Genomic DNA, 14,088 nt, shown 5'->3' on the forward strand with positions numbered 1-14,088 from the left:
CGAAGCGCGGCTCGCGGCACCGCGCGAAAACGCTCCGCCACGGCGCGGGCCAGGGGCCTTGCGCAGGTCCCGCCCCGTCAAGTCGGCGGCGGCGCGCATGTGTTGGGGATGCGCGGGTCTTGTCAACAAATCGAATGACGTGCGTAAACCGTTGACAAGCCGGTGACACGATCGCAACATGTGACTCGCAAAAAGCTGGTCAATGCTCTCTCAATTCTTCACATCTGTATGCAACTTCACGGCAGGAGCCGCCTCGCGTCCTGCGAACCCCGCGCGTCCCGCGCGTCGTCCGCGCTCTCTCGTTCCGACTGAACAGAGGACACATGAAACGGAAACAGCTCAGCCGTCGGCTGATCACCGGCCTGGTCACCGCCGGTCTGATCGCCATCGGGCTCCTGCCACTGTCCGGGGCCGCCGCCGCGGCCGACCGGCCCAACCTCGCCTCGGGGAAGGCCGCTTCGTCGAGCGGCGCGGTGGGCGGATACCCCGCCTCCGCGGTCACCGACGGCAACCAGGGCACGTACTGGGAAGGGCCGAACAACACCTTCCCGCAGTGGGTGCAGGTCGACCTCGGCGGCAGCGGTGCCGCCGTCGACCAGGTGGTGCTCAAGCTGCCGGCCGGCTGGGAGGCGCGCACCGAGACCATCGCGGTGCAGGGCAGCACCGACGGCGCCGCCTTCAGCACGCTGTCCGCCGCGCAGGGCCGCACCTTCAACCCGGCTTCCGCCAACACCGTGACGGTCGACTTCAGCGCCGCGACGGTCCGCTACGTACGGCTGAACATCACGGCCAACACCGCGTGGCCGGCCGCGCAGATATCCGAGCTGGAGATCCACGGCACGACGGTCACCGACCCCGGCGGCCCCGGCCCCGGCGATCCCGGCCCCGGTGACGGCACGGGCAAGGACCTGGCGCGCGGCAAGCCGATCGAGGCGTCCTCGACGGCCCAGTCCTTCGTCGCGTCCAACGCCAACGACGGCCAGGTCGGCAGCTACTGGGAGTCCAACGGCTTCCCGTCGACGCTGACGGTCAAGCTCGGCTCCGACGCCGACATCACCTCCGTCGTCGTCAAGCTCAACCCCGACGCCGCGTGGGGTCCGCGCACGCAGAACATCCAGGTGCTTGGGCGCGGCCAGAGCGCGACCGGCTTCACCTCGCTGAAGGCCAGGGCCGACTACGCGTTCAGCCCGTCGAGCAACCAGAACACCGTGACCATCCCGGTCACCGGCCGGGCCGCCGACCTCCAGCTCGGGTTCTTCTCCAACTCCGGCGCCCCGGGCGGCCAGGTCGCCGAGGTGCAGGTCATCGGCGTACCCGCGCCCAACCCCGACCTGACCGTCACCGCGCTGTCGTGGACCCCGACCGCCCCGGTCGAGACCGACACCGTGAACGTCAGCGCCACCGTGAAGAACATCGGCAGCGCCGCGTCGCCCGCGACCACCGTCAATGTCAGCGTCGGCGGTGTCGTCGCGGGCAGCGCCCCGGTGGCCGCCCTCGCCGCCGGTGCGTCCGCCACCGTCCAGGTCGCCGTCGGCAAGCGGGCGGTGGGCAGTTACACCGTCTCGGCCGTGGTCGACCCCAATGGCACCGTCATCGAGCAGAGCAAGGACAACAACAGCCTCGCCTCACCGACGAAGCTGGTCGTCGCGCAGGCGCCGGGCCCCGACCTCGAAGTGCTCGGCATCACCTCCAACCCGGCCAGCCCCGCGGTCGGCGCGGCCGTCTCCTTCACCGTCTCGGTGCACAACCGCGGCACCACCTCGACGGGCGTCGCCACCGTCACCCGCCTCACCGTGGGCGGCACCACGCTCGACACCAGCACCCCGGCGATCGCCGCAGGCGCGACCGTCACCGTGAACGTCACCGGCACCTGGACCGCGACCAGCGGCGGCGCCACCCTCGTCGCGACCGCGGACGCCACCAACGTCGTCGCCGAGACCAACGAGACCAACAACACCTTCTCCCGCTCGATCGTGGTCGGGCGCGGCGCCGCCGTCCCGTACACCGAGTACGAGGCCGAGGCCGCCACCTACCAGGGCACGCTCCTGGAGACCGACCCGCTGCGCACCTTCGGCCACACCAACTTCGCGACCGAGTCCTCGGGCCGCAAGTCGGTACGGCTGAACACCACCGGTCAGTTCGTGGAGTTCACCTCCACCAACCCGACCAACTCGATCGTGGTGCGCAACTCGATCCCCGACGCCGCGAACGGCGGCGGCATCGAGGCCACGATCAGCCTCTACATCAACAACACGTTCAACCGGAAGATCACCCTGTCCTCGAAGCACAGTTGGCTGTACGGCGACACCGACGGCCCCGAGGCGCTGACCAACTCGCCGCAGGCGGACGCCCGTCGGCTGTTCGACGAGTCCAACGCGCTGCTGTCGACGACGTATCCGGTGGGCACCAAATTCCGCCTCCAGCGGGACGCGACCGACACGGCGTCGTTCTACGTCATCGACCTGATCGACCTGGAGCAGGTGGCGCCGCCGAAGGCCAAGCCCGCCGAGTGCACGTCGATCACCGAGTACGGCGCGATCCCGGACGACGGGATCGAGGACACCGCCGCGATCCAGCGGGCCGTGACCGCCAACCAGAACGGCCTCATCAACTGCGTGTGGATCCCGGCGGGCCAGTGGCGCCAGGAGAAGAAGATCCTCACCGAGGACCCGCTGCACCGCGGCCAGTACAACCAGGTCGGCATCAGCAACGTCACGATCCGCGGCGCGGGCATGTGGTACTCGCAGCTCTACTCGCTGATCCAGCCGCAGGACGCCGTGGGCAGCATCAACCACCCGCACGAGGGCAACTTCGGCTTCGACATCGACAACAACACGCAGATCTCCGACATCGCGATCTTCGGCTCCGGCCGCATCCGCGGCGGTGACGGCAACGCCGAGGGCGGCGTGGGCCTCAACGGCCGGTTCGGCAAGAACACCAAGATCAGCAACGTGTGGATCGAGCACGCCAACGTCGGTGTCTGGGTCGGCCGCGACTACGACAACATCCCCGCCCTGTGGGGACCGGCGGACGGCCTCGAATTCAGCGGGATGCGCATCCGCGACACCTACGCCGACGGCATCAACTTCACCAACGGCACCCGCAATTCGAAGGTGTTCAACTCCTCCTTCCGCACCACGGGCGACGACTCGCTCGCGGTCTGGGCCAACAAGTACGTCAAGGACCAGTCCGTCGACATCGCGCACGACAACCACTTCGTGAACAACACCATCCAGTTGCCCTGGCGCGCCAACGGCCTGGCGATCTACGGCGGTTACGGCAACACCATCGAGAACAACCTCGTCTACGACACGATGAACTACCCGGCGATCATGCTGGCCACCGACCACGACCCGCTGCCGTTCTCCGGCCAGACGCTGATCGCCAACAACGGCATCCAGCGCGGCGGCGGCGTCTTCTGGGGCGAGGCGCAGAAGTTCGGGGCCATCACCCTGTTCGCCTCCACCAGTGACATCACCGGCGTCACCATCCGGGACACCGACATCGCCGACTCCACCTACGACGGGATCCAGTTCAAGAACGGCGGCGGCGCCATGCCGGGCGTCACCATCAGCAACGTCACCATCGACAAGTCCAACAACGGCGCCGGGATCCGCGCCCAGGGCGGCGCGCGGGGCAGCGCCAATCTGTCCCACGTCACCATCACCAACTCCGCCAACGGCAGCGTCCTCATCGAGCCCGGATCGCAGTACGTGATCAACGGCTCGTAACCGAAGGCTCTCGCCCCCCGAAAAAACCCGTGGCCCCGCACGCGTCCTGCGTGCGGGGCCACGGGCCGTGTCGCGCTACCTCGCGGCGGCGCCGACCGTCACTTCACGACCGACAGCGGCAGCAGCTTCTGCCCCGTCGGGCCGACCTGGATGTGGGTGTCCATCTGCGGGCAGACACCGCAGTCGAAGCACGGCGTCCAGCGGCAGTCGTCGACCTCGGTCTCGTCCAGGGCGTCCTGCCAGTCCTCCCACAGCCAGTCCTTGTCGAGACCGGAGTCCAGGTGGTCCCAGGGCAGGACCTCCTCGGCGGTGCGCTCGCGGGTGGTGTACCAGGACAGGTTGACGCCGAAGGCGGGCAGTTCGGCCTCGGCGGCGCGCAGCCAGCGGTCGTAGCTGAAGTGCTCGCGCCAGCCGTCGAACCGGCCGCCGTCCTCGTAGACGGCCCGGATGACGGCCGACACCCGGCGGTCGCCGCGGGAGAGCAGGCCCTCGATGATGCCGGGCTTGCCGTCGTGGTAGCGGAAGCCGATGTTGCGGCCGTACTTCTTGTCGCCGCGGATCGCGTCGCGCAGCTTCTCCAGCCGGGCGTCGGTCTCCTCCACGCCGAGCTGCGGGGCCCACTGGAAGGGGGTGTGCGGCTTGGGCACGAACCCGCCGATGGAGACCGTGCAGCGGATGTCGTTCTGCCCGGTGACCTCGCGGCCCTTGGCGATGACCTTCTTCGCCATGTCGGCGATCTGGAGGACGTCCTCGTCGGTCTCGGTGGGCAGCCCGCACATGAAGTAGAGCTTCACCTGCCGCCAGCCGTTGCCGTACGCGGTGGCCACGGTACGGATCAGGTCCTCTTCCGAGACCATCTTGTTGATGACCTTGCGGATCCGCTCGGAGCCGCCCTCGGGGGCGAAGGTCAGACCGGAGCGGCGGCCGTTGCGGGTCAGCTCGTTGGCCAGGTCGATGTTGAAGGCGTCGACGCGGGTGGACGGCAGCGACAGGCCGATCTTGTCGTCCTCGTACCGGTCGGCGAGGCCCTTGGCGACCTCGGCGATCTCGGTGTGGTCGGCGGAGGACAGCGAGAGCAGGCCGACCTCCTCGAAGCCGGTGGCCTTCAGGCCCTTCTCGACCATCTCGCCGATCCCGGTGATGGACCGCTCGCGCACCGGGCGGGTGATCATGCCCGCCTGGCAGAAGCGGCAGCCGCGGGTGCAGCCGCGGAAGATCTCCACCGACATCCGCTCGTGCACGGTCTCGGCCAGCGGCACCAGCGGCTGCTTGGGGTACGGCCACTCGTCGAGATCCATCACGGTGTGCTTGGACACCCGCCACGGCACGCCGCTGCGGTTGGGCACGACGCGGGAGATCCGGCCGTCGGCCAGATACTCCACGTCGTAGAAGCGCGGCACGTACACCCCGCCGGTCCTTGCCAGCCGCAGCAGCACCTCGTCCCGGCCGCCGGGACGGCCCTCGGCCTTCCACGCGCGGATGACCTCGGTCATCTCCAGGACGGCCTGCTCGCCGTCGCCGATGACGGCCGCGTCGATGAAGTCGGCGATCGGCTCGGGGTTGAACGCGGCGTGGCCGCCCGCCAGCACGATCGGGTCGTCCAGCGTGCGGTCGGCGGCGAGCAGCGGGATGCCCGACAGGTCGAGCGCGGTGAGCATGTTGGTGTAGCCCAGCTCCGTGGAGAAGCTGAGGCCGAACACGTCGAAGGCGCGGACCGGGCGGTGCGCGTCGACCGTGAACTGCGGCACATCGTGCTCGCGCATCAGCGCTTCGAGGTCGGGCCACACGCTGTACGTGCGCTCGGCCAGGACGCCCTCGCGCTCGTTGAGCACCTCGTAGAGGATCATGACGCCCTGGTTGGGCAGGCCCACCTCGTACGCGTCCGGGTACATCAACACCCAGCGGACGTCGGTGCTGTCCCACTCCTTGACGGTGGAGTTCAGCTCGCCGCCGACGTACTGGATCGGCTTCTGGACGTGCGGGAGAAGTGCTTCCAAGCGCGGGAAGACCGACTCGACAGGCATCTCGGCGACTCTCATCAGACGGCTGGGACTCCCCCGGCCGGCGGCGTGGGGGCTGGGTGACCCTCAAGGGTACCCGTGTCTCGCGGCGGCCCGGTCCCGCTCATCCGTCACGGCCTCGCCGCGCCCAGGCCCCGGCCACATGCAACGCCCCCCGCCGCGCGCCGGCCCCGGCTCAGATGTCGCGGTCCGCCGACCGCCAGACATCCGGCAGTTCCGCCTCCACGGCCGCCGCTCTGGCCCGCTCGGCCGCGATCAGCGCCGTGTACGCCTCGGTGGGCTCCCCCGCCTCCCGTGCCTCCCGCGCGGTACGGCCGAGCGCCGCCCGGCACATCACGCTGTCCTGGTGCTCGCCGAGGAGCTGCTGGACGGACTTCATCCGGCCGGTGTGGGCGGCGGCCCGCTTGCCGAGCACCGGCTGCGCGGCCTCGCCGCAGTAGCGGGCGCGCTTGGCGGATTTGCGGGCCTCGTGCAGCGCGATGTCGCGGTCGTCGCCTGGCGGCAGCGCCAGCGCGGCCTGGATCTGCCGCCGCAGCCGCAGGTGGTCGCGGCCCACGGCGGCGGTGGCGGCCTCGTGGGCGGGCGCGGCGGCCGACACCAGGAACGGCGGCAGCACGAGCAGCGCCTCCAGGCGGTCGAGCAGCGCGAAGTAGCGGGTCCCGTTCAGCACCCGGACCAGGGCCGCGTGGGAGCGCGCGTGGCTGTCGGCGGCCAGGCCCCGCAGCCGGTCGCGTACGGCCGCGGTGACCAGCGCGGGGTCGGCCTCGGCGAGCAGCCCGTCCACGCGGTCCGCGAGGACCTCGCGGTCGCGTTCGGTGCCGAGGACGGCGGCCAGCCACTTCAGCTCCGCGCCGAGCGGGTCGGTGGCACCGCGGTCCAGTTCCCTGCGGAAGCTCTTGAGGGCGCTGCGGGCCCTGCGGGTGGCGACCCGCATCCGGTGCACGGCGTCCGCCTGGTCGCGCCGCACCAGCGGGTCGAGCGCGAGGATCGCGGTGAGCTGTTCGCGCAGGTACCCGGTGGCGACCTCGCCCGCGGTGGCGGGGGTGCCGGGCGGCGCGGGCGGTTCGGCGAGCCGGTCGCCGAGCGCGCGGGCCAGTTTGGAGCGGGAGGCCGAGCGGCGCTGTCCCGCCGCCGTCAGCCGTTCCTCGACGGCGTCCAGCAGGGCGGGCGGGCCGCGCATCAGCTCGACCTCGGTCTCGGTCCAGCTCGGGCCGTCCGCCCCCGCGTCGGCGTCGGCGCCGGTCTCGTACGCACCGGTCTCGTACGCACCGGTCTCGTACGCACCGGTCTCGTCGGCACCCGCCTCGTAAGCACCCGCCTCGTACGCGCCCGCCGCGTACACATACGCCCGGACCTCGTCGTGGGCGATCTCGGCGAGCGCGCCGCCCTCCGCGTCCAGCAGCAGGGTTCGGTGCCGGGTGGTGCGCAGCCGGACCACCGGGTTCAGCGGGCGGCCCCTGAGCAGCGCGGCGACCTCGGTGCGCAGCTCCTCGGGCGGGGCGTCGTCGGCGGCGCCCAGCGGGACACGGACCTCGGTGCGGGTGTCGGGCTCGCCGGTGGGCAGTTTCAGGTGCCAGCCCGCGTCCTCGCCCCCGGTACGGCGGCGGAGCGTGGTGCGGTGGGCGGCCAGCGCGAGGCCGGCGGTGTCGTAGTAGACGGCGTCGAGGAGGACGGGGTCCAGGCGCCGGATTCCGGCGACGGACGGCAGTCCTTCGAGGTCGGGAGGCGTCAGGGGGCGGCCGGGGCCGTCACCGGCCTCGTACTTGCGTTCGGTCTCGCGCACTCGCTGACCCATGCTCGACGGTAACCGGGCACCCCGCCCGCGAGCAATGGCGCGGCCGGCCGGGACGGGATCCGCGGACCCCTTCCGACCGGCCGGGCCCGCGCGTCACGCCGACATCGGCCGCTGCATCCGTACGGACTGCAACAGACCTATGGCCACACAGTTGGCGAACATCGATGATCCGCCGTACGACACAAAGGGCAAGGGGATACCCGCGACCGGCATGATGCCCAGCGTCATGCCGATGTTCTCGAAGGACTGGAAGGCGAACCAGGCGACGATTCCGGCGGCGACGATCGTGCCGTACAGGTCGGTGGCATTGCGGGCGATGGCGCAGGCCCGCCACAGGATGAGGCCGATCAGCGCGATGATCAGGGCGGCGCCGAGGAAGCCCAGTTCCTCGCCCGCGACCGAGAAGACGAAGTCCGTCTGCTGCTCGGGCACGAACTGCCCGGTGGTCTGGCTGCCGTGGAACAGGCCCTTGCCGAGCAGGCCGCCGGAGCCGATGGCGATCCGCGCCTGGCTGGTGTTGTAGCCGACGCCCGCCGGGTCCAGGGCGGGGTTGGCGAAGGCCGCGAAGCGGTCGATCTGGTACTTGTCCAGGATGCCGAGCTGCCAGACGGCGAGGGCGCCGCCGATCCCGGCGGCGATCAGGCCGAACACCCAGCGGTTGGACGCGCCGGAGGAGAGCAGCACCCCGAGCACGATCGCCGCCATCACCATCACCGAGCCGAGGTCCGGCATCATCATGATGATCAGGATCGGCAGCGCGGCCAGGCCCAGCGACTGGAGCACGGTCCGGTGGTCCGGATGCTCGCGGTCGCCCGCGTCCACCCGCGCGGACAGCACCATCGCCATGCCGAGGATGATCGCGACCTTCACGAATTCCGACGGCTGGAGCGAGAAGCCGCCGCCGATCACGATCCACGAGTGCGCGCCGTTGACGGTCGAGCCGAGCGGGCTGAGCACCGCGAGGATGCCGAGGATCGCCAGCACGTAGTAGAACGGCACGATGCCGCGCATCCTGCGGTGCCCTATGACGACGACACCGATCGCGAGACCCGCGCCGATCCCGGCGTTCATCAGGTGCCGCATCAGGAAGTAGTACTGGTCGCCGTGGGTGAGATTGGTGCGGTTGCGGGTCGCGGAGTACACCAGCATCGTGCCGATGGCGGTCAGCGCGAGGGACGCGAAGAGCAGCACCCAGTCCATCCGGCGCGCTATCGAGTCGCGGGCGAAGAGCTTGCCCAGCGTGGACCGCTCGGGGGTGAAGCGGCGGATCGAGTAGCTGTTGGTGGCACTCATGACCAGGATTTCCTGCCCTGCAGCAGCTTCTCGGTGCGGGTCGGGGTGAGGGCCGCGAGCACCGGGCCCGGGTCGCCCGGCGTGCCGTGCTGCGACGGCGTCAAGGTGGTGTCGGAGGCGGGCACGACGACGCCGTCACCGGAGATCTTCGGCAGCGCGGCGACCGGCTTGGGCATGATGCCCTTGCTCGCGTCGATCTTCGGGCCGTCCTTCTCGATGCCGTACATCGCCTCGTAGATCCGGCGGACCGCGGTGCCCGAGGCGCCGGAGCCGGTACCGGCCTGCGAGATCGTCATCACGATCGTGTAGTCCTTGGTGTACGTGGTCAGCCACGAGGTCGTCTGCTTGCCGGAGACCTCGGCGGTACCGGTCTTGGCGTGCAGCGTGATCTTGTCCTGCGGCCAGCCGGCGAACTTCCAGTTGGCGGTACCGTCCGTGACGACGCCCGCGGTGGCCTTGTTGATGTACTTCAGCGTCGACTTGGAGTCGGGCAGCTTGCCCGCCACCTTCGGCTTGATCGGCGTGACGGTCTTGCCGTCCGCGCTGACCACGGCCTTCCCTATGGTCGGCTGGTACAGCGTGCCGCCGTTGGCGAGCGCCGCGTAGATCCGGGCCATCTGGATCGGCGTGACGAGCGTGTCGCCCTGGCCGATCGCGTAGTTGACGGAGTCACCGGCGCGCAGCACGTAACCGTCGGTGCAGTTCTCCCGCGCGATGGCGGTGGCCAGGTCGTTCTTCTTACTGGTCTTCTTGAGCTTGCACCAGTAGTCCTTCATCGCGTCGTAGTAGCTCTGCTTCCACTGACGGTCGGGGACGCGGCCGGTGACCTCGCCCGGCAGGTCGATGCCGGTCTTGGCGCCGAGGCCGAACTGGTGGGCGGTCTTGTAGAACCAGTCCTTGGGGTGCTTGGGGTCGGTGCCGCCGTCCTTCTGCCACTGGTCGTACGCGATGCCGTAGAACACGGTGTCGCAGGAGACCTCCAGGGCGCGGCCGAGCGAGATGTCGCCGAAGCTCTCGTTCTCGAAGTTCTTGAAGACCTGGTTGCCGATGGTCATCGACGAGGTGCAGGGGTAGCCGCCGTTGATGTCGTAACCGGCGTTGACGGCCGCCGAGGTGGACACCACCTTGAAGGTGGAGCCGGGCGCCGACTGGCCCTGCGTGGCGCGGTTGAGCAGCGGGTAGTTGGACTCGGTCTCGTTGAGCGCCTTGTAGTCCTTGGCGGAGATCCCGCCTACCCACTCGTTGGGGTCGTAGGTGGGGGCGCTGGCCATGGCGATGACCTGGCCGGTGTTGTTGTCCAGGACGACGGCCGCGCCGGAGTCGGCCTTGTAGTTCTGGTGGGTGATGCTGTCGTACGTCTTGCGCGCGTCGGCCATGGCCTGCGCGAGTTCCTTCTCGGTGAGCGCCTGGACCTTGGAGTCGATGCTGGTCACCAGGTTCGCGCCGGGCTGCGCCGGGGTGTCGCCCGCCTTGCCGATCACCCGGCCGAGGTTGTCGACCTCGTAGCGGGTCACGCCCGCCTTGCCGCGCAACTGCGCGTCGTAGACGCTCTCCAGGCCGGAGCGGCCGATCTGGTCGGAGCGCTGGAGCGGCGCCTCGGTCTTCTCCGAGGCGGTCAGCTCCGCGTCGGTGACCGGCGACAGATAGCCGAGGACCTGAGCGGTGTTCGCCTTGGAAGGACCGGGGTAGCGGCGTACGGCGGTGGGCTCGGCGGTGACGCCGGGGAAGTCCTCGCGCCGCTCCATGATCTGGAGCGCCTGCTGGGTGGTGGCCTCGTCGGTGATCGGGATCGGCTGGTACGGCGACCCGTTCCAGCACGGCTTGGGCGTCTTCGCGTCGCACAGCCGCACCTTGTCGGTGACTTCCTTGGGGGTCAGCCCGAGGACACCGGCGAGCCGGGTCAGTACGGCCAGGCCGTCGTCGCGCTGCTTGAGCAGGTCGGTACGGGAGGCGGAGACCACCAGGCGCGTCTGGTTGTCGGCGAGCGGCACACCGCGGTCGTCGAGGATCGAGCCGCGGACGGCCGGGGTGACGACCTGCTGGATGTGGTTGTTCGCGGCCTTCTGGTCGTACTCCTGGCCGTTGCGGATCTGGAGGTACCACAGGCGTCCGCCGAGGGTGAGCAGCAGGGACACCACGAGGATCTGGAGGATCACCAGGCGGATCGTGACCCGGGAGGTGCGCCCGGTCTCCGGGATGTTGCTCACCTTCTGGCCCCCCTGGGCATCGAGGCCATCGTCTTGGCCCGGCCGAACAGGCCGCGCTGCGGGCTGATCCCGGAACCGGTCCTGGTACGGGTGGGCCGGGTGCGCAGCGCGCTGCCGCCGAAGCCGCCGGTCGGGTCCTCGGTGAGCGGATCGTGGTCGAAGCGTCTGGCCAGGGCCATCACGAGCGGCACCACGAAGGGCGCGAGCAGCAGGTCGTAGACGGTCGCGGTGAACACCAGCTTGGGCAGGCCCACGTGGGCGCCCGCGGTGTCGCCGACGAGGCTGCCGACGCCCGCGTACAGCAGCGTGGTGCCGACGGCCGCGCCGATCACGACGAGCATGGGTCCGGCGGCCGTGCGCAGTTGGCCGCTCTCGGGCTTGGCGAGTCCCGCCAGGTAGCCGATGACGCACAGCACGAGCGCGTAGCGGCCGACCGCGTGGTCGGCCGGTGGCGCGAGGTCGGCGAGCAGTCCCGCGCCGAAGCCGACCAGGCAGCCGCCGACGTGGCCGTAGGCGATGGCCAGGCCGAGCACGGTCAGCAGCAGCAGGTCGGGGACCGCGCCGGGCAGGTGCAGCCGGGCCAGCACGCTGACCTGGGCGACCATGGCGATCACCACGAGGACGGTGGAGAGCACGATCCGGTTGAGGCGCACGGTGTCTCAGCCCCTCTTGCCGTTGCTTGTCGTATTTTCCGTGGTGCCGGCCGTGGTGCCGGGGGTGGCGCCGCCGGTCGGGGTCGAGCCGGGCTTGGGCGTGGATGTGGGCTTCGGCTTGGGCGACGGGGTCGGCTTCGGCGGCAGCACGCTGTCGCGCGGGTCGGCACGCGGGCCCTGGACGACGACACCGACGATGTCCAGCCGGGTGAAGCCGACGAACGGCTGCACCTGGACGGTCTTGGTGAGGTTGCCGCCCGAGGGGTCGACGCCGACGACCTTGCCGACCGGCACGCCCGGCACGAACGGCTTGCCCGCCTCGGAGCCGAAGGTGACCAGCCGGTCGCCGTTGTGCACCGTGGCCTTGCCGTTGAGGAGCTGCACGCGCATCGGCTGGTTGCCCTGGCCGGTGGCGAAGCCCAGCTCCATGGAGCCCTCCATGCGGGTGCCCACGGTGAAGTCCGGGTCGTTGGCGAGCAGCACCGTGGAGGTGGAGGGGCCGACGGTGGTGACCCGGCCGACCAGGCCGTCACCGTCGATGACCGTCATGTCGCGGGTGACGCCGTCCTTGCTGCCCGCGTCGATGGTGACCGTCCAGGAGAATCCCTGCGCGGCTCCTATCGCGATGACCTGCGCGCCCTTGATGGCGTACTGCCCGGCGCCCGCGGTCTTCAGCAGCTTGTCCAGCTCCGCCGCCCGGTTACGGGTGACGTCCTTGCTGCCGAGCTGCTGCTTGAGCGCCTCGTTCTCGCGTTGCAGGCGGCTGATGGTGCTGTTGCGTCCGCCGGAGTCGCGGACCGCGTCTATGGCGTTGCCCACCGGGTCGACAACGCCTGACACGGAGTTCTCGACGGGGCCGAAGACGGACTGCGCCGCCTGCCGTGGCCGGTCGAGCGGTGAGTCCTCACCGCCCCTGATGTCCACGGTGATCAGCGCGAACGCGATCACCACCAGCAGCACCAGCAGAAGCCGGCTCTCTCGTGTGTCCCTCACGGGCGCCAGTCCGTGCCTTCCTCATCGGACCTGCCGCCGCTGTGCACCGCGGCCGGTCAGAGCTTGTGGGGCGGGTTCCCGCCGTCGCTGCGGGCGACCGGTGAGCCCGTGTGCTGCCCGTGCCTCATCTGCGTGGCGAGGAGTCGAGCACCTGCTGGAGTGCCTCGAATTCCTCGACGCACTTGCCCGCGCCCAGCGCCACGCAGTCCAGCGGCGACTCGGCGATGTGAATGGGCATTCCCGTCTCGTGCCGCAGCCGCTCGTCCAGGCCGCGCAGCAGCGCGCCGCCGCCGGCCAGCACGATCCCGCGGTCCATGATGTCGCCGGACAGCTCGGGCGGGCACTTGTCCAGGGTGGTCTTCACCGCGTCGACGATCGCGTTGACCGGCTCCTCGATGGCCTTGCGCACCTCGGCCGCGGAGATCACCACGGTCTTGGGCAGGCCGCTGACCAGGTCACGGCCGCGGATCTCGGTGTGCTCGTCGTCGTCCTTGGAGGCGAAGGCGGAGCCGATGGTGAGCTTGATCTGCTCCGCGGTCCGCTCACCGAGCAGGAGGCTGTACTCCTTCTTGATGTGCTGGATGATCGCGTTGTCCAGCTCGTCACCCGCGACGCGGATGGACTGGGCGGTGACGATGCCGCCGAGGCTGATCACCGCGACCTCGGTGGTGCCGCCGCCGATGTCCACCACCATGTTGCCGGTGGCCTCGTGCACCGGGAGCCCGGCGCCGATCGCCGCCGCCATCGGCTCCTCGATGATGTGCACGGTACGGGCGCCGGCCTGCGTGGTCGCCTCGATGACGGCGCGTCGCTCGACTCCGGTGATGCCGGAGGGCACGCAGACGACCACCCGCGGGCGGGCCAGGTACCGCCGCTTGTGGATCTTGAGGATGAAGTAGCGCAGCATGCGCTCGGTGATCTCGAAGTCGGCGATGACGCCGTCCTTCAGGGGGCGCACCGCGACGATGTTGCCGGGGGTGCGGCCGATCATCTTCTTGGCCTCGGAACCGACCGCGAGGATGCCGCCGGTGTTGGTGTTGACGGCCACGACCGACGGCTCGTTCAGGACGATCCCGCGGCCCCTGACGTACACCAGCGTGTTGGCCGTCCCGAGGTCGACTGCCATGTCACGGCCGATGAACGACATGTTGTTCGCCATGTGGATACGTCTGGCCTTCCCGAGCTTGAGCGGAGATTCCATCGTAGTCGCGCCCGGCGGGGCACGGGGTCGGGGTTCCGACGTCATTGTCATCAGAACACACAGCGGACCTCTGTAATGGTGACGCCGTGTCGGGGTGTTTGGTTCCCGATCGCCGACGGCATATGCCCGAGGCGGCGGGATTCCCCCGGGCGCCTGGTCAGACGGGGCGTCAGCAACGGTACTCCGTACCCGAA

At 70.1% G+C, this 14,088-nt stretch carries 8 protein-coding genes; 1 reads left to right on the forward strand and 7 read right to left on the reverse strand.

Going from position 1 to position 14,088, the window contains the following annotated elements:
• Positions 1–323: 323 nt before the first annotated feature.
• Positions 324–3,731, forward strand: coding sequence for a CARDB domain-containing protein (locus ACIP4Z_RS02790; protein ID WP_401304540.1), 3,408 nt, complete (start codon positions 324–326; stop codon positions 3,729–3,731).
• 98 nt (positions 3,732–3,829) lie between these two features.
• On the opposite strand, the gene ACIP4Z_RS02795 is transcribed toward ACIP4Z_RS02790, so the two are convergent.
• The 7 genes from ACIP4Z_RS02795 to ACIP4Z_RS02825 all read right to left on the reverse strand — a co-directional run bounded on the left by ACIP4Z_RS02795 (position 3,830) and on the right by ACIP4Z_RS02825 (position 13,840).
• Positions 3,830–5,755, reverse strand: coding sequence for a TIGR03960 family B12-binding radical SAM protein (locus tag ACIP4Z_RS02795; RefSeq protein ID WP_401304543.1), 1,926 nt, complete (start codon positions 5,753–5,755; stop codon positions 3,830–3,832).
• A gap of 172 nt (positions 5,756–5,927) precedes the next feature.
• Entirely contained in the window at positions 5,928–7,547 is a 1,620-nt protein-coding gene (locus ACIP4Z_RS02800) for a CHAD domain-containing protein (RefSeq protein WP_401304546.1), read from the reverse strand.
• Positions 7,548–7,640: 93 nt separating this feature from the next.
• A complete protein-coding gene (rodA, locus tag ACIP4Z_RS02805) occupies positions 7,641–8,840 on the reverse strand; it encodes a rod shape-determining protein RodA (protein ID WP_355349549.1) in 1,200 nt (399 codons plus the stop codon).
• Positions 8,837–11,047, reverse strand: a complete 2,211-nt coding sequence (mrdA, locus tag ACIP4Z_RS02810) for a penicillin-binding protein 2 (protein ID WP_401304549.1) — start codon at positions 11,045–11,047, stop codon at positions 8,837–8,839. The genes rodA and mrdA overlap by 4 nt, the downstream gene beginning before the upstream one ends.
• On the reverse strand, positions 11,044–11,700 hold the full coding sequence (mreD, locus tag ACIP4Z_RS02815) for a rod shape-determining protein MreD (protein WP_391047608.1): 657 nt from the start codon (positions 11,698–11,700) through the stop codon (positions 11,044–11,046). Before mreD ends, mrdA begins: the two co-directional genes overlap by 4 nt.
• 6 nt (positions 11,701–11,706) lie before the next feature.
• Positions 11,707–12,693, reverse strand: a complete 987-nt coding sequence (mreC, locus tag ACIP4Z_RS02820) for a rod shape-determining protein MreC (RefSeq protein ID WP_391160352.1) — start codon at positions 12,691–12,693, stop codon at positions 11,707–11,709.
• A gap of 124 nt (positions 12,694–12,817) precedes the next feature.
• A complete protein-coding gene (locus tag ACIP4Z_RS02825; protein ID WP_355349577.1) occupies positions 12,818–13,840 on the reverse strand; it encodes a rod shape-determining protein in 1,023 nt (340 codons plus the stop codon).
• Positions 13,841–14,088 lie beyond the last annotated feature (248 nt).

Source organism: Streptomyces sp. NPDC088910 (assembly GCF_044749865.1).
Lineage (GTDB): Bacteria > Actinomycetota > Actinomycetes > Streptomycetales > Streptomycetaceae > Actinacidiphila.

What these genes read in the sequence shown, in the direction of transcription:
- ACIP4Z_RS02790 (WP_401304540.1), top strand. Translation starts at nt 324, where the DNA reads ATGAAACGGAAACAGCTCAGCCGTCGGCTGATCACCGGCCTGGTCACC.
- ACIP4Z_RS02825 (WP_355349577.1), bottom strand. Translation starts at nt 13,840, where the DNA reads ATGTCGTTCATCGGCCGTGACATGGCAGTCGACCTCGGGACGGCCAAC.
- ACIP4Z_RS02800 (WP_401304546.1), bottom strand. Translation starts at nt 7,547, where the DNA reads ATGGGTCAGCGAGTGCGCGAGACCGAACGCAAGTACGAGGCCGGTGAC.
- ACIP4Z_RS02795 (WP_401304543.1), bottom strand. Translation starts at nt 5,755, where the DNA reads ATGCCTGTCGAGTCGGTCTTCCCGCGCTTGGAAGCACTTCTCCCGCAC.
- rodA (WP_355349549.1), bottom strand. Translation starts at nt 8,840, where the DNA reads ATGAGTGCCACCAACAGCTACTCGATCCGCCGCTTCACCCCCGAGCGG.